Source organism: Streptomyces sp. SID3212 (genome assembly GCF_009865405.1).
In the GTDB taxonomy this organism is placed as follows: domain Bacteria; phylum Actinomycetota; class Actinomycetes; order Streptomycetales; family Streptomycetaceae; genus Streptomyces.
Genome location: NZ_WWJY01000302.1, coordinates 1 through 16,277, shown reverse-complemented (window position 1 = coordinate 16,277; position 16,277 = coordinate 1). Strand labels below are relative to the sequence as shown.

The 16,277-nt window shown below is 66.5% G+C and carries 11 protein-coding genes; 10 read left to right on the top strand and 1 reads right to left on the bottom strand.

What is annotated here, in order from left to right; translation table 11 throughout:
- Window positions 1-71 precede the first annotated feature (71 nt).
- The 8 genes from rplJ (at window position 72) to tuf (ending at window position 13,970) form a co-directional block, all read left to right on the top strand.
- Complete coding sequence (gene rplJ / locus GT042_RS09185) at window positions 72-632, top strand: 50S ribosomal protein L10 (protein ID WP_161308209.1); 561 nt, start codon at window positions 72-74, stop codon at window positions 630-632.
- Between the two features lie 84 nt (window positions 633-716).
- Entirely contained in the window at window positions 717-1,100 is a 384-nt protein-coding gene (rplL, locus tag GT042_RS09180; protein ID WP_161308208.1) for a 50S ribosomal protein L7/L12, read from the top strand.
- A 572-nt stretch (window positions 1,101-1,672) separates the two neighbouring features.
- Window positions 1,673-5,155: a DNA-directed RNA polymerase subunit beta gene (rpoB, locus tag GT042_RS09175; RefSeq protein ID WP_161308207.1), complete on the top strand. Its 3,483-nt coding sequence runs from the start codon at window positions 1,673-1,675 to the stop codon at window positions 5,153-5,155.
- Between the two features lie 99 nt (window positions 5,156-5,254).
- Window positions 5,255-9,160 (top strand): DNA-directed RNA polymerase subunit beta', encoded by a 3,906-nt coding sequence (locus GT042_RS09170; protein WP_161308206.1) that lies wholly within the window; start codon window positions 5,255-5,257, stop codon window positions 9,158-9,160.
- Between the two features lie 447 nt (window positions 9,161-9,607).
- Complete coding sequence (rpsL, locus tag GT042_RS09165; protein ID WP_161308205.1) at window positions 9,608-9,979, top strand: 30S ribosomal protein S12; 372 nt, start codon at window positions 9,608-9,610, stop codon at window positions 9,977-9,979.
- 3 nt (window positions 9,980-9,982) lie between these two features.
- Window positions 9,983-10,453 carry a 30S ribosomal protein S7 gene (gene rpsG, locus GT042_RS09160; protein ID WP_161308204.1) on the top strand — a complete coding sequence of 157 codons (471 nt, stop codon included), beginning with the start codon at window positions 9,983-9,985 and terminating at the stop codon, window positions 10,451-10,453.
- Between the two features lie 39 nt (window positions 10,454-10,492).
- On the top strand, window positions 10,493-12,622 hold the full coding sequence (gene fusA, locus GT042_RS09155; RefSeq protein ID WP_161308203.1) for an elongation factor G: 2,130 nt from the start codon (window positions 10,493-10,495) through the stop codon (window positions 12,620-12,622).
- 154 nt (window positions 12,623-12,776) lie between these two features.
- Complete coding sequence (gene tuf / locus GT042_RS09150; protein WP_161308202.1) at window positions 12,777-13,970, top strand: elongation factor Tu; 1,194 nt, start codon at window positions 12,777-12,779, stop codon at window positions 13,968-13,970.
- A gap of 174 nt (window positions 13,971-14,144) precedes the next feature.
- Here tuf and GT042_RS09145 read toward each other — a convergent pair whose 3' ends face one another.
- Window positions 14,145-14,534: a Dabb family protein gene (locus GT042_RS09145; RefSeq protein WP_161308201.1), complete on the bottom strand. Its 390-nt coding sequence runs from the start codon at window positions 14,532-14,534 to the stop codon at window positions 14,145-14,147.
- Between the two features lie 107 nt (window positions 14,535-14,641).
- On the opposite strand from GT042_RS09145, the gene GT042_RS09140 reads away from it, so the two are divergent.
- Together GT042_RS09140 and GT042_RS09135 are read left to right on the top strand one after the other, a co-directional pair.
- Complete coding sequence (locus GT042_RS09140; protein WP_161308200.1) at window positions 14,642-15,298, top strand: TetR/AcrR family transcriptional regulator; 657 nt, start codon at window positions 14,642-14,644, stop codon at window positions 15,296-15,298.
- 199 nt (window positions 15,299-15,497) lie between these two features.
- Window positions 15,498-16,238, top strand: coding sequence for a hypothetical protein (locus GT042_RS09135; RefSeq protein ID WP_161308199.1), 741 nt, complete (start codon window positions 15,498-15,500; stop codon window positions 16,236-16,238).
- Window positions 16,239-16,277: the final 39 nt, after the last annotated feature.

The window sequence follows — 16,277 nt, the reverse complement described above, 5'->3', positions numbered from 1 at the left end:
GCGCCGGGGCGTTTCGTTCGTTCAGCCCCTTCCGAGAGCGGTCCTCATCACCCGGAAGGAGGCCGATGCTCATGGCAAGGCCCGACAAGGCTGCCGCGGTGGCCGAGCTGACGGACAAGTTCCGCAGTTCGAACGCCGCTGTGCTGACCGAGTACCGGGGTCTCACCGTGGCGCAGCTCAAGGAGCTGCGCCGTTCTCTCGGTGGGAACGCCCAGTACTCCGTGGTGAAGAACACGCTGACCAAGATCGCGGCCAACGAGGCCGGGATCAACACGCTGGACGACCTGTTCGCGGGTCCGACGGCGGTTGCCTTCGTCACCGGTGACCCGGTGGAGTCGGCGAAGGGTCTTCGTGACTTCGCCAAGGACAACCCGAATCTCGTCATCAAGGGCGGTGTCCTTGACGGCAAGGCACTGTCCGCGGACGAGTTCAAGAAGCTTGCGGACCTCGAGTCCCGCGAGGTTCTGCTCTCCAAGCTGGCAGGTGCCATGAAGGGCAAGCAGTCCCAGGCTGCCTCCCTCTTCCAGGCGCTTCCCTCGAAGTTCGTCCGCACCGCGGAAGCGCTTCGCGTCAAGAAGGAAGAGCAGGACGGTGCCGGCACGCCGGCCCCCGTCGAGGCCGACTCCGAGTAATCACGCTCGGTCGGTCACAGCGGGCCGGTTCGCCCGCGGAACTTGTACACACGGCACCAGCCGAATTAGTGGAAGGACGCCATCATGGCGAAGCTGTCCCAGGCAGAGCTGCTTGAGCAGTTCGAGAACCTGACCCTCATCGAGCTCTCCGAGTTCGTCAAGGCCTTCGAAGAGAAGTTCGACGTCACCGCCGCCGCGGCCGTCGCCGTCGCCGGCCCCGCGGGCCCGGCCGCCGCCGCCGAGGCCGAAGAGGAGCAGGACGAGTTCGACGTCATCCTCACGGGCGCCGGCGAGAAGAAGATCCAGGTCATCAAGGTCGTGCGTGAGCTGACCTCGCTGGGTCTGAAGGAAGCCAAGGACCTCGTGGACGGCGCCCCCAAGCCCGTCCTGGAGAAGGTTTCCAAGGAGCAGGCCGACAAGGCCGCCGAGTCCCTCAAGGGCGCCGGCGCGGGCGTCGAGGTCAAGTAACTCCTCGCGAGTCCTCCACCGGGCGCCTGTGGGCGTACGGGAGGGGTCTCGGCGCCGCGAGGCGCAGCGTTGACGCGAAGGGCGATCACCCATCCGGGTGGTCGCCCTTCCGCGTTGACGGGGGGATGCTGTGCTGTCCGGCCCGCGGCGAGTATCGTGATCATCGCCGTGCCCTCCGTACGACGGTGACGATCCGCGGGGAGCGGGGGGCCTTGACGAACCGCACGCAGCGCGCAATTCTCAGGACGCGTCGTCACAATCGATCCGGATCCGAGGCATGGATCGACGGCGAAGAGGGCAGTATCGATGTGCGCCTACGGCGCGAAGCTTGCCGCAGTAGAGACAAGGTGTTGAGAACAACGAGGGTCTCCAAAAACCCGCTCTGGACATCAGTGTGCCAAGTGGCTACACTGACCCTTTGCGCTGCCTGTTAGCTGCTCCCTGCCCGTCACCAGGGGCACCCCCTCGCACGGACATCGTGACCGACGGCCCGGAACTGGGCTTTCTGTCCTGATGTCCCGCTTGGGACCGGTACGCGCGTAGTGAGTCCGAGCCCTCGGAAGGACCCCCTCTTGGCCGCCTCGCGCAACGCCTCGACCACGAATATGAACAACGGCGCCAGCACCGCCCCGCTGCGCATCTCCTTTGCAAAGATCAAGGAGCCTCTCGAGGTTCCGAACCTCCTCGCGCTGCAGACCGAGAGCTTTGACTGGCTCCTCGGCAACGCCGCCTGGAAGGCTCGTGTCGAGACGGCTCTCGAGAACGGACAGGACGTCCCCAGGAAGTCAGGTCTGGAGGAGATCTTCGAGGAGATCTCCCCGATCGAGGACTTCTCCGGGTCGATGTCGCTGACCTTCCGCGACCACCGCTTCGAGCCGCCCAAGAACTCGATCGACGAGTGCAAGGAGCGCGACTTCACGTTCGCGGCCCCGCTCTTCGTCACGGCCGAGTTCACCAACAACGAGACCGGCGAGATCAAGTCCCAGACGGTCTTCATGGGCGACTTCCCGCTCATGACCAACAAGGGCACCTTCGTCATCAACGGCACCGAGCGTGTCGTGGTGTCCCAGCTGGTGCGCTCGCCGGGTGTCTACTTCGACTCCAACATCGACAAGACGTCCGACAAGGACATCTTCTCCTCCAAGATCATCCCGTCCCGGGGTGCCTGGCTGGAGATGGAGATCGACAAGCGCGACATGGTCGGTGTCCGCATCGACCGCAAGCGCAAGCAGTCCGTGACCGTCCTGCTCAAGGCTCTCGGTTGGACGACCGAGCAGATCCTGGAGGAGTTCGGCGAGTACGAGTCGATGCGCGCCACCCTGGAGAAGGACCACACCCAGGGCCAGGACGACGCGCTGCTCGACATCTACCGCAAGCTGCGTCCCGGCGAGCCCCCCACCCGTGAGGCCGCCCAGACGCTGCTGGAGAACCTCTACTTCAACCCGAAGCGCTACGACCTCGCGAAGGTCGGCCGCTACAAGGTGAACAAGAAGCTCGGCGCGGAAGAGCCGCTGGACGCGGGCGTCCTCACGACCGACGACATCATCGCCACCATCAAGTACCTGGTGAAGCTCCACGCGGGCGAGACCGAGACGGTCGGCGAGAGCGGCACCACGATCGTCGTCGAGACCGACGACATCGACCACTTCGGCAACCGCCGTCTGCGCAACGTGGGCGAGCTCATCCAGAACCAGGTCCGTACGGGTCTGGCGAGGATGGAGCGCGTCGTGCGCGAGCGCATGACGACCCAGGACGTCGAGGCGATCACGCCGCAGACCCTGATCAACATCCGGCCGGTCGTCGCCTCCATCAAGGAGTTCTTCGGCACCAGCCAGCTGTCCCAGTTCATGGACCAGAACAACCCGCTGTCGGGTCTGACCCACAAGCGCCGCCTGTCGGCGCTGGGCCCCGGCGGTCTGTCCCGTGAGCGGGCCGGCTTCGAGGTCCGTGACGTGCACCCGTCGCACTACGGGCGTATGTGTCCGATCGAGACCCCGGAAGGCCCGAACATCGGCCTGATCGGCTCGCTCGCCTCGTACGGCCGGGTCAACGCGTTCGGGTTCGTCGAGACCCCGTACCGGAAGGTCGTCGACGGTGTCGTCACCGACGACGTCGACTACCTGACCGCCGACGAGGAGGACCGCTTCGTCATCGCCCAGGCCAACGCGACGCTGTCCGAGGAGATGCGGTTCACCGAGCCGCGCGTCCTCGTCCGCCGTCGTGGCGGCGAGGTCGACTACATCCCCGGCGACGACGTCGACTACATGGACGTCTCGCCGCGCCAGATGGTGTCGGTCGCGACCGCGATGATCCCGTTCCTGGAGCACGACGACGCCAACCGCGCCCTCATGGGCGCGAACATGATGCGCCAGGCCGTGCCCCTGATCACGTCGGAGGCGCCGCTCGTCGGCACCGGCATGGAGTACCGCTGCGCGGTGGACGCCGGTGACGTCGTCAAGGCGGAGAAGGAGGGTGTGGTCCAGGAGGTATCCGCGGACTACATCACCGTCGCCAACGACGACGGCACGTACACCACGTACCGCATCGCCAAGTTCTCCCGCTCCAACCAGGGCACCTCGGTCAACCAGAAGGTTGTCGTCAACGAGGGCGACCGGGTCGTCGCGGAGCAGGTCCTGGCCGACGGGCCCGCCACCCAGATGGGTGAGATGGCGCTCGGCAAGAACCTCCTCGTGGCGTTCATGCCGTGGGAGGGCCACAACTACGAAGACGCGATCATCCTCAGCCAGCGGCTGGTCCAGGACGACGTCCTCTCCTCGATCCACATCGAGGAGCACGAGGTCGACGCCCGGGACACCAAGCTCGGCCCCGAGGAGATCACCCGGGACATCCCGAACGTCTCCGAAGAGGTCCTCGCGGACCTCGACGAGCGCGGCATCATCCGTATCGGTGCCGAGGTCGTCGCCGGGGACATCCTGGTCGGCAAGGTCACGCCCAAGGGCGAGACCGAGCTCACCCCGGAAGAGCGTCTGCTCCGCGCGATCTTCGGTGAGAAGGCGCGTGAGGTACGCGACACCTCGCTGAAGGTGCCGCACGGCGAGGTCGGCAAGATCATCGGCGTGCGTGTCTTCGACCGCGAGGAGGGCGACGAACTGCCGCCCGGCGTGAACCAGCTGGTTCGTGTGTACGTCGCGCAGAAGCGCAAGATCACCGATGGTGACAAGCTCGCCGGCCGTCACGGCAACAAGGGCGTCATCTCGAAGATCCTGCCGATCGAGGACATGCCGTTCCTGGAGGACGGCACCCCGGTCGACATCATCCTCAACCCGCTGGGTGTCCCGTCCCGAATGAACCCGGGACAGGTCCTCGAGATCCACCTCGGCTGGCTCGCCAGCCAGGGATGGAAGGTCGAGGGCAGCGAGGAGTGGATGGAGCGGCTCAAGGTCATCGGCGCCGACGACGTCGCCGCCGGCACCAACGTCGCCACCCCGGTCTTCGACGGTGCCCGTGAGGACGAGATCTCCGGTCTCTTCGAGGCCACGATCCCGAACCGCGACGGCAACCGGATGGTGCAGCCGTCCGGCAAGGCGAACATGTTCGACGGCCGCTCCGGCGAGCCGTTCCCGGAGCCGATCTCGGTCGGCTACATGTACATCCTCAAGCTCCACCACCTGGTCGACGACAAGCTGCACGCCCGGTCGACCGGACCGTACTCGATGATCACCCAGCAGCCGCTGGGTGGTAAGGCCCAGTTCGGTGGTCAGCGCTTCGGTGAGATGGAGGTGTGGGCGCTGGAGGCTTACGGCGCCGCTTACGCCCTCCAGGAGCTGCTGACGATCAAGTCCGACGACGTGACCGGCCGCGTGAAGGTCTACGAGGCCATCGTCAAGGGCGAGAACATCCCTGAGCCCGGCATCCCCGAGTCCTTCAAGGTGCTCATCAAGGAGATGCAGTCGCTCTGCCTCAACGTGGAGGTGCTGTCCTCGGACGGCATGTCCATCGAGATGCGCGACACGGACGAGGACGTCTTCCGCGCGGCGGAGGAGCTCGGTATCGACCTGTCCCGGCGAGAGCCGAGCAGCGTCGAAGAGGTCTGACGGGTTGTCCGGCCGCCCCCGTCTCGGGGCGGCCGGCTCCTCCCGGACCCGTACAGACCATGATTTGAGACTCGACCCCGAAAGAGGGATTGACGACAAGTGCTCGACGTCAACTTCTTCGACGAGCTGCGGATTGGCCTCGCCACCGCGGACGACATCCGGACCTGGTCCCACGGCGAAGTGAAGAAGCCGGAGACCATCAACTACCGCACGCTCAAGCCCGAGAAGGACGGACTCTTCTGCGAGAAGATCTTCGGCCCTACCCGGGACTGGGAGTGCTACTGCGGCAAGTACAAGCGTGTCCGCTTCAAGGGCATCATCTGTGAGCGTTGTGGCGTAGAGGTCACGCGCGCCAAGGTGCGCCGTGAGCGGATGGGCCACATCGAGCTTGCCGCTCCCGTCACCCACATCTGGTACTTCAAGGGTGTCCCGTCCCGTCTGGGATACCTGCTGGACCTCGCGCCGAAGGACCTCGAAAAGGTCATCTACTTCGCCGCGTACATGATCACGTTCGTGGACGAGGAGCGCCGTACGCGCGATCTGCCGTCGCTGGAGGCCCACGTCTCCGTAGAGCGCCAGCAGACCGAGAACCGGCGTGACTCCGACCTCGAGGCCCGCGCCAAGAAGCTCGAGACCGACCTGGCCGAGCTGGAGGCCGAGGGCGCCAAGGCCGACGTGCGCCGCAAGGTGCGCGAAGGCGCCGAGCGGGAGATGAAGCAGCTGCGCGACCGCGCGCAGCGCGAGATCGACCGTCTCGACGAGGTGTGGAACCGCTTCAAGAACCTCAAGGTCCAGGACCTGGAGGGCGACGAGCTGCTCTACCGCGAGCTGCGCGACCGCTTCGGTACGTACTTCGACGGATCGATGGGTGCCGCGGCGCTTCAGAAGCGCCTGGAGTCCTTCGACCTGGAGGAGGAGGCCGAGCGCCTCCGCGAGATCATCCGTACCGGCAAGGGCCAGAAGAAGACCCGCGCGCTCAAGCGCCTCAAGGTCGTCTCGGCGTTCCTCCAGACCAGCAACAGCCCCAAGGGCATGGTGCTGGACTGCGTGCCGGTGATCCCGCCGGACCTGCGGCCGATGGTGCAGCTGGACGGTGGCCGCTTCGCGACCTCCGACCTGAACGACCTGTACCGCCGTGTGATCAACCGGAACAACCGCCTCAAGCGTCTTCTCGACCTCGGTGCCCCCGAGATCATCGTGAACAACGAGAAGCGGATGCTCCAGGAGGCCGTCGACGCGCTGTTCGACAACGGCCGCCGCGGTCGCCCGGTCACCGGTCCCGGCAACCGCCCGCTGAAGTCCCTGAGCGACATGCTCAAGGGCAAGCAGGGTCGTTTCCGTCAGAACCTGCTCGGCAAGCGGGTCGACTACTCGGCCCGTTCCGTGATCGTCGTCGGCCCGCAGCTCAAGCTGCACCAGTGCGGGCTGCCGAAGGCCATGGCGCTGGAGCTCTTCAAGCCGTTCGTGATGAAGCGCCTGGTGGACCTGAACCACGCGCAGAACATCAAGTCGGCGAAGCGCATGGTCGAGCGCGGCCGTACGGTCGTGTACGACGTGCTCGAAGAGGTCATCGCCGAGCACCCGGTGCTGCTGAACCGCGCGCCGACCCTGCACCGCCTCGGCATCCAGGCCTTCGAGCCGCAGCTGGTCGAGGGCAAGGCCATCCAGATCCACCCGCTCGTCTGCACCGCGTTCAACGCGGACTTCGACGGTGACCAGATGGCCGTACACCTGCCGCTCTCCGCGGAGGCGCAGGCCGAGGCCCGCATCCTGATGCTGTCCTCGAACAACATCCTCAAGCCGGCCGACGGCCGTCCCGTCACCATGCCCACCCAGGACATGGTGCTCGGCCTCTTCTTCCTCACCACGGACGAGGAGGAGCGCAAGGTCATCGGCGCGGACCGGTCCTTCGGTTCGACCGCCGAGGCGACCATGGCGTTCGACAACCGTGAGCTGTCGCTCCAGGCGAAGGTCGACATCCGCTTCCCGGTGGGCACCATCCCGCCGCGCGGCTGGACCCCGCCGGTGGGCGAGGACGGCCAGGCGGACGCCGAGTGGCAGCAGGGCGACCCGTTCCGGCTGCGTACGACCCTGGGCCGCGCGCTCTTCAACGAGCTGCTGCCCGAGGACTACCCGTTCGTCGACTACTCGGTGGGCAAGAAGCAGCTCTCCGAGATCGTCAACGACCTGGCCGAGCGCTACCCCAAGGTCATCGTGGCGGCGACGCTCGACAACCTGAAGGCGGCCGGCTTCTTCTGGGCGACCCGCTCCGGTGTGACCGTGGCGATCTCCGACATCGTCGTCCCTGACGCGAAGAAGGCGATCGTCCAGGGTTACGAGGCGCAGGACGAGAAGGTCCAGAAGCAGTACGAGCGCGGTCTGATCACCAAGGAAGAGCGCACGCAGGAGCTCATCGCGATCTGGACCAAGGCGACCAACGAGGTCGCCGAGGCGATGAACGCGAACTTCCCGAAGACCAACCCCGTCTCGATGATGGTCAACTCGGGTGCCCGCGGAAACATGATGCAGATGCGTCAGATCGCCGGTATGCGTGGTCTGGTGTCCAACGCCAAGAACGAGACGATCCCTCGTCCCATCAAGGCGTCCTTCCGTGAAGGTCTGTCGGTGCTGGAGTACTTCATCTCCACGCACGGTGCCCGTAAGGGTCTCGCCGACACCGCCCTGCGTACCGCCGACTCGGGTTACCTCACCCGTCGTCTGGTGGACGTCTCGCAGGACGTGATCATCCGCGAGGAGGACTGCGGCACCGACCGCGGCCTCAAGCTGAAGATCGCCAAGAAGGGCGAGGACGGCCGGCTCCACAAGACGGAGGACGTCGAGACGTCCGTGTACGCGCGGATGCTCGCCGAGGACGTCGTCGTGGACGGCAAGGTCATCGCGCCGGCCAACGTCGACCTGGGCGATGTCCTGATCGACGCCCTGGTCGCCAACGGCGTCGAGGAGGTCAAGACCCGCTCGGTCCTGACCTGCGAGTCGGCGGTCGGCACGTGTGCCTTCTGCTACGGCCGTTCGCTGGCCACCGGCAAGCTGGTCGACATCGGTGAGGCGGTCGGCATCATCGCCGCCCAGTCCATCGGTGAGCCCGGTACCCAGCTGACGATGCGTACCTTCCACACCGGTGGTGTGGCCGGTGACGACATCACCCAGGGTCTGCCCCGAGTCGTCGAGCTCTTCGAAGCCCGTACGCCGAAGGGTGTCGCCCCGATCTCCGAGGCCGCGGGCACCGTCCGCATCGAGGAGACCGAGAAGACCAAGAAGCTCGTCGTCACCCCGGACGACGGCAGCGAGGAGACGCCCTTCCCGATCTCCAAGCGTGCCCGTCTGCTCGTGGGCGAGGGCGACCGCGTCGAGGTGGGCCAGAAGCTCACCGTGGGTGCCACCAACCCGCACGACGTGCTGCGCATCCTCGGACAGCGCGCGGTCCAGGTCCACCTGGTCGGCGAGGTCCAGCGGGTGTACAACTCGCAGGGTGTGTCGATCCACGACAAGCACATCGAGATCATCATCCGGCAGATGCTCCGCCGCGTGACGATCATCGAGTCCGGCGACGCGGAACTGCTGCCGGGCGAGCTCGTCGAGCGCTCGAAGTTCGAGACCGAGAACCGTCGTGTGGTCACGGAAGGCGGCCACCCGGCCTCCGGCCGTCCGCAGCTGATGGGTATCACCAAGGCCTCGCTGGCCACGGAGTCGTGGCTGTCGGCGGCGTCCTTCCAGGAGACGACCAGGGTCCTGACCGACGCGGCGATCAACGCCAAGTCGGACTCCCTGATCGGCCTCAAGGAGAACGTCATCATCGGTAAGCTCATCCCGGCCGGTACGGGCCTGTCCCGCTACCGCAACATCCGGGTCGAGCCGACCGAAGAGGCCAAGGCCGCGATGTACTCGGCCGTCGGCTACGACGACATCGACTACTCCCCGTTCGGCACCGGCTCCGGCCAGGCCGTCCCGCTGGAGGACTACGACTACGGTCCGTACAACCAGTAAGCGGTGAACGAGGGGCGGCCATCCGGTTACGACGGGGTGGCCGCCTTTCGGCGTCCTTTTCCGGCCGTTTTCCCCTGCCGGCGATCTTGCGTCGGCCCGGGTGAGCGGAATCACGAAAAGGGGCGTCCGTACCGTCGCTTCCCGTCTCCTGGCGTCCTTTTCCGGCCGCCCGCGGACAACGGCCGCGGGTGTCCGGGCCCGGGAAAATGGGCCTCTGGGCATTTGTTTTGACCGGAGTCAATGCGGTAGGTACGCTCCTACCTTGTGCCTGGGGTGTGCCTGGGCTCCTGTGCGTGTCATCAACCGCATGACGAGCTCGCGTACTGGCCACCGCAATCTGTGCTTTTTCGCCTCGGCGGGAGTTCGCAGCATTCGACACACCCGACCGCGTGGGTCGGCGACGTTCCAGGTTAGTTTTACGAACGGCACACAGAAACCGGAGAAGTAGTGCCTACGATCCAGCAGCTGGTCCGGAAGGGCCGGCAAGACAAGGTCGAGAAGAACAACACACCCGCGCTCGACGGCTCCCCCCAGCGTCGCGGCGTGTGCACGCGTGTGTTCACGACCACCCCGAAGAAGCCGAACTCGGCCCTGCGGAAGGTCGCACGTGTGCGCCTGACCTCGGGTATTGAGGTCACGGCCTACATTCCGGGTGAGGGACACAACCTGCAGGAGCACTCGATCGTGCTCGTGCGTGGTGGCCGTGTGAAGGACCTGCCGGGTGTTCGTTACAAGATCATTCGCGGTTCCCTCGACACCCAGGGTGTCAAGAACCGCAAGCAGGCCCGCAGCCGCTACGGCGCCAAGAAGGAGAAGTAAACAATGCCTCGTAAGGGCCCTGCCCCGAAGCGCCCGGTCATCATCGACCCGGTCTACGGTTCTCCTCTTGTCACCTCGCTGATCAACAAGATCCTGCTCAACGGCAAGCGTTCCACCGCCGAGCGGATCGTGTACGGCGCGATGGAAGGCCTCCGTGACAAGACCGGTAACGACCCGGTCATCACGCTGAAGCGCGCGCTTGAGAACGTCAAGCCCACGCTCGAGGTCAAGTCCCGCCGTGTCGGTGGCGCCACCTACCAGGTGCCGATCGAGGTCAAGCCCGGTCGCGCCGCCACCCTCGCACTTCGCTGGGTCGTGGGTTACTCCCGCGCCCGTCGCGAGAAGACCATGACCGAACGCCTCATGAACGAACTGCTCGACGCCTCGAACGGCCTCGGCGCAGCCGTCAAGAAGCGTGAGGACACGCACAAGATGGCCGAATCCAACAAGGCCTTCGCGCACTACCGCTGGTAGTCGCTACCCACCTCGAGACCGAGAGAAGACTGAGCCACAATGGCCACCACTTCGCTTGACCTGGCCAAGGTCCGCAACATCGGGATCATGGCCCACATCGACGCGGGGAAGACGACCACCACCGAGCGCATCCTTTTTTACACCGGTGTGAGCTACAAGATCGGTGAAGTCCACGACGGCGCTGCCACGATGGACTGGATGGAGCAGGAGCAGGAACGCGGCATCACGATCACGTCCGCCGCGACCACCTGTCACTGGCCGCTCGAGGACGTCGACCACACCATCAACATCATCGACACCCCGGGACACGTGGACTTCACCGTCGAGGTGGAGCGTTCGCTCCGCGTCCTCGACGGCGCCGTCACCGTCTTCGACGGTGTCGCCGGTGTGGAGCCGCAGTCCGAGACGGTATGGCGTCAGGCCGACCGTTACGGCGTTCCGCGTATCTGCTTCATCAACAAGCTCGACCGGACCGGCGCCGAGTTCCACCGCTGCGTCGACATGATCGTCGACCGCCTCGGTGCGGTGCCCCTGGTCATGCAGCTGCCGATCGGCGCCGAGGGTGACTTCAAGGGCGTCGTCGACCTCGTGACGATGAAGGCCCTCGTGTGGTCCGAAGAGGCCACCAAGGGCGAGATGTACGACACCGTCGACATCCCGGCCACGCACACCGAGGCGGCCGACGAGTGGCGCGGCAAGCTCATCGAGGCCGTCGCTGAGCACGACGACGAGGTCATGGAGCTGTACCTGGAGGGCCAGGAGCCTTCCCAGGAGCTGCTCTACGCCGCGATCCGTCGTATCACCCTGGCTTCCAAGGGCGCCGCGGACTCCGTCACCGTCACCCCCGTCTTCTGCGGTACGGCGTTCAAGAACAAGGGCGTCCAGCCCCTGCTCGACGCGGTCGTGCGCTACCTGCCCTCCCCCCTCGACGTCGACGCCATCGAAGGCCACGACGTCAAGGACCCGGAGAAGGTCATCAAGCGCCGCCCGTCGGACGACGAGCCGTTCGCCGGTCTCGCGTTCAAGATCGCGAGCGACCCGCACCTGGGCAAGCTCACCTTCGTCCGGATTTATTCGGGCCGCCTGGAGGCCGGCACCGCGGTGCTGAACTCCGTGAAGGGCAAGAAGGAGCGCATCGGCAAGATCTACCGTATGCACGCGAACAAGCGTGAGGAGATCGAGTCGGTGGGCGCCGGCGACATCGTCGCCGTCATGGGCCTCAAGCAGACCACCACCGGTGAGACGCTGAGCGACGACAAGCACCCGGTGATCCTGGAGTCCATGGACTTCCCGGCGCCGGTGATCCAGGTCGCGATCGAGCCCAAGTCCAAGGGTGACCAGGAGCGTCTGGGTGTCGCCATCCAGCGCCTCGCGGAGGAGGACCCCTCCTTCCAGGTCCACTCGGACGAGGAGACCGGCCAGACCATCATCGGTGGTATGGGCGAGCTTCACCTCGAGGTGCTCGTCGACCGCATGAAGCGCGAGTTCCGCGTGGAGGCGAACGTCGGTAAGCCGCAGGTCGCTTACCGTGAGACGATCCGTAAGACCGTCGATCGTGTGGACTACACCCACAAGAAGCAGACCGGTGGTACGGGTCAGTTCGCCAAGGTGCAGATCTCGATCGAGCCCCTCGTCGATTCCGACGTGCCGTACGAGTTCGTCAACAAGGTCACCGGTGGCCGCATCCCCCGTGAGTACATCCCCTCGGTGGACGCGGGCGCCCAGGAAGCCATGCAGTTCGGCATCCTGGCCGGCTACGAGATGGTGGGCGTCCGCGTCACCCTTCTCGACGGTGGTTACCACGAGGTCGACTCCTCGGAGCTCGCCTTCAAGATCGCCGGTTCGCAGGCGTTCAAGGAGGGTGCTCGCAAGGCGTCCCCCGTACTCCTGGAGCCGATGATGGCCGTCGAGGTCACCACGCCCGAGGACTACATGGGCGATGTGATCGGCGACCTGAACTCCCGCCGTGGCCAGATCCAGGCCATGGAGGAGCGCAGCGGCGCCCGCGTCGTGAAGGGCCTCGTGCCCCTCTCGGAGATGTTCGGCTACGTCGGAGACCTCCGCAGCAAGACCTCGGGTCGCGCAAGCTACTCGATGCAGTTCGACTCCTACGCCGAGGTTCCCAGGAACGTCGCCGAGGAGATCATCGCGAAGGCCAAGGGCGAGTAACTCTCCCGAGTTCACGCTTTAGCCTTGTCTCCGGCAAGCCCTGGAGCACTCCGGCCGTCACCACACGGCCGGGGTGCCCCGGGCCCCGGCATCCCAGCAAAGATCACCTGGCGCCGATGAGTAAGGCGTACAGAACCACTCCAGGAGGACCCCAGTGGCGAAGGCGAAGTTCGAGCGGACCAAGCCGCACGTCAACATCGGCACCATCGGTCACATCGACCACGGTAAGACGACCCTCACGGCCGCCATTACCAAGGTGCTGCACGACGCGTTTCCGGACCTGAACGAGGCCTCGGCCTTCGACCAGATCGACAAGGCTCCCGAGGAGCGCCAGCGCGGTATCACGATTTCGATCGCGCACGTCGAGTACCAGACGGAGTCGCGTCACTACGCGCACGTCGACTGCCCCGGTCACGCGGACTACATCAAGAACATGATCACGGGTGCGGCGCAGATGGACGGCGCCATCCTCGTGGTCGCGGCCACCGACGGCCCGATGCCGCAGACCAAGGAGCACGTGCTCCTGGCCCGCCAGGTCGGCGTGCCGTACATCGTTGTCGCGCTGAACAAGGCCGACATGGTGGACGACGAAGAGATCATGGAGCTCGTCGAGCTCGAGGTCCGTGAGCTCCTCTCCGAGTACGACTTCCCGGGCGACGACCTCCCGGTCGTGCGCGTCTCGGCGCTGAAGGCTCTTGAGGGCGACAAGGAGTGGGGCCAGTCGGTCCTGAACCTGATGGCCGCCGTCGACGAGTCGATCCCGCAGCCCGAGCGTGACGTCGAGAAGCCGTTCCTCATGCCGATCGAGGACGTCTTCACGATCACCGGTCGTGGCACGGTCGTCACCGGCCGTATCGAGCGTGGTGTCCTCAAGGTCAACGAGACCGTCGACATCGTCGGTATCAAGACCGAGAAGACCACCACCACGGTCACCGGCATCGAGATGTTCCGCAAGCTGCTCGACGAGGGCCAGGCGGGCGAGAACGTCGGTCTGCTCCTCCGTGGCATCAAGCGCGAGGACGTCGAGCGCGGCCAGGTCATCATCAAGCCCGGTTCGGTCACGCCGCACACCGAGTTCGAGGCCCAGGCCTACATCCTGTCGAAGGACGAGGGTGGTCGTCACACCCCCTTCTTCAACAACTACCGCCCGCAGTTCTACTTCCGTACGACGGACGTGACCGGTGTGGTGACCCTTCCCGAGGGCACCGAGATGATCATGCCGGGTGACAACACCCTCATGACCGTCAACCTGATCCAGCCCGTCGCGATGGAAGAGGGCCTGAAGTTCGCCATCCGCGAGGGTGGCCGGACCGTGGGCGCCGGCCAGGTCACCAAGATCAACGTCTAGTCTTCACGACTGGTTGTTGGATCTTCTGACTTGGCTGCTCTTCACAGGGCAGACAGAGCAGGCAGAGCAGTGAGCAGGGGCCCCGCGCCGATCCGAAGGGATTGGTGCGGGGCCCCTGTGCTGTGTCCGGAGTACGGTACGGCCGGTGCTGTGTCCGGAGTACGGTACGGCCGGTCAGCCGGCCGGGATTGTGTCGAGGAGCCGGCCCCACTCCGGGTACGTAGCGACCTTCTTGAGGTGCATCGCCGCGACCTTCTCGCTCAGGCCGGGGTCCAGGTCGTCCGACAGCCGGACCGCCGAGAGCTTCGCGAGGTGGGGGATGATCACCGAGTCGCCCGCGAGGTGCACCGGGTCGTACATGTACCGCTCCAGCGCCGCCAGGTCCTCGACCCCCGCGCAGTAGGTGTGCGTGAAGCCCTCGTCCGGCAGGCCCAGATCCTGGCCGACGGCTGAGAACGCGACCGATTCGACCGTGGACGTACGGCGCATGGCGGCCAAGACCTCGGCCTTCGCCTCGTCCGTCGTGCCGTCCTTGAAGCTGAACCGCAGGATGTTGACGATCACGGAAGGTGCCTCCTCGTGTGGGATGCGGACTGCGCGAATTGAACTCGTTGGTTCAATTTAGTGACCTGAGCAGTTCACACGCAAGAGGTGCCGGGTAGGGTGCGCGGGTGACCGGAACAGCGTCCCCGGCGGGGCGGGCCGCCCCGCGCGGGCGTATCGACAAGCGGCAGGCGATCCTCGACGCGGCCTTCACCGTCTTCGCGCGCAGGGGGTACGCGGAGGCCTGCGTCCAGGAGATCGCCGAGGTGGCCGGCGTTGCCAAGCCGACGGTTTACAACCACCTCAGCGACAAGGAGAACTTGTTCCGGCACGCGATGGCGGCCGCCGCGGACATCGTGATGGCGGAGAACCTCGCCGTGGCCGAACGGCTGCGCGACCCGGGCGACGATCTGGACGCGGTGCTGGAGGATGTCGCGTACGGGCTGGTCCAGGTGTGCTGCGGGGAGCGGTCGCAGTCGTTGCGGTGGCTGACGTACGCGCAGGTCGCGCGCTTCCCGGACCTCATCGAGGTCGTCCAGGGGAGGACGTTGGTCCGGCTCGCGGAGGCGCTGGCGGACCGGCTGGCCCGGCTGTCCCTGGCGGGGCGCCTGCGCCCGTGCGACCCGGCACTGGCGGCGGAACAGTTCCTGGCACTCCTCACCGCCCCGATGGAGGCCCGCTCCCGACTGGGCACGCACGACATCCCGGCCGAGGAGGCGCGGGGGGTGGCGAGGGCGGCGGTGGACACGTTTTTGCGGGCGTACGGGGCGGGGACGGCGTCGTAGGCATGCGGGCTGCGGGCTGCGGGGTGGGCGCTGCGGCGGTGGGGGTTGAGTGCTGCTGGGGATGGCCTCGCGGGGGCATCCCCTGAGACGTTGAGGTCTTCGGCCGTCGTCGGCCGCGACTGGCCGTGATCATGGGAGGCTGGGCGCGGACGGACGAGGGCGTGGGGCCGTGGGTGGTTCCGGTGGGGAGGTGGTCGCGGTGTCGACCGACGACGGGCATTCGGCCGTGGGTACGGGTACGGCGGCGGGGGCGGGAGCCATGGGTACGGGGCCGGGCGGGGCGTCTCCGGCCGTCGGCGGTCCCCCTGTCTCCGAGGCGCTCCACCTCATCCGGCGCCGGCTCGACGCGCTGCCTCCGGGGCGCGGGAACAGCTACTGGCTGCCCGCCCGCACCGACCGCCCCCGCCGCGCCTACATCGCCGCCAACTCTCCTCTCCTGCACGCCGCCGCCGAGCACGCCGGGCTGCCGCCCGCGTTGCTGGCCGGGATCGCCTGGCAGGAGGTCCAGGGCCTGCCACGCGCCGTGGACGATGCCGCGTACGCCGTCCGCCGCGTCCTCCGGGCCGTCGTGCCCGGCCCCCTCGCACGGCGTGTCCGCGACGCCGACAAGACCTCGATGGGGCCGCTCGCCGTCCAGGTGCGGAGGGCAGCGGAGGTGCTGGGGTACGACCCCGGCGCGCTCGGCGGCAGGCAGCGGCGGGTGGTCGTGCGGGCGGTGAGGGAGCCGAGGCAGAACGTCTTCATCGCTGCGGCCTACCTGGCCATGCTGAGGACGGAGTGCGACTTCGCCGCCGTACCGGCTGAGCGGTTGACCCATGACCAGCTCCAGGAACTCGCCGCGCGGTACAACGGCGGCCCGCACTACCGGGTCCCGGCCGCGCAGCGGTACGGGAGGGCGTTCGCCCGGGATTTGGGTGCGGCGGTTGAGGCTCTTGGGTGAGGGGTCTTTCTGGGGGAGAGGGGTGAGGGGGGTTGGGGT

Coding starts and splice junctions, on each gene's coding strand:
- rpsG (WP_161308204.1), top strand. CDS start 9,983: ATGCCTCGTAAGGGCCCTGCCCCGAAGCGCCCGGTCATCATCGACCCG.
- rplJ (WP_161308209.1), top strand. CDS start 72: ATGGCAAGGCCCGACAAGGCTGCCGCGGTGGCCGAGCTGACGGACAAG.
- rplL (WP_161308208.1), top strand. CDS start 717: ATGGCGAAGCTGTCCCAGGCAGAGCTGCTTGAGCAGTTCGAGAACCTG.
- fusA (WP_161308203.1), top strand. CDS start 10,493: ATGGCCACCACTTCGCTTGACCTGGCCAAGGTCCGCAACATCGGGATC.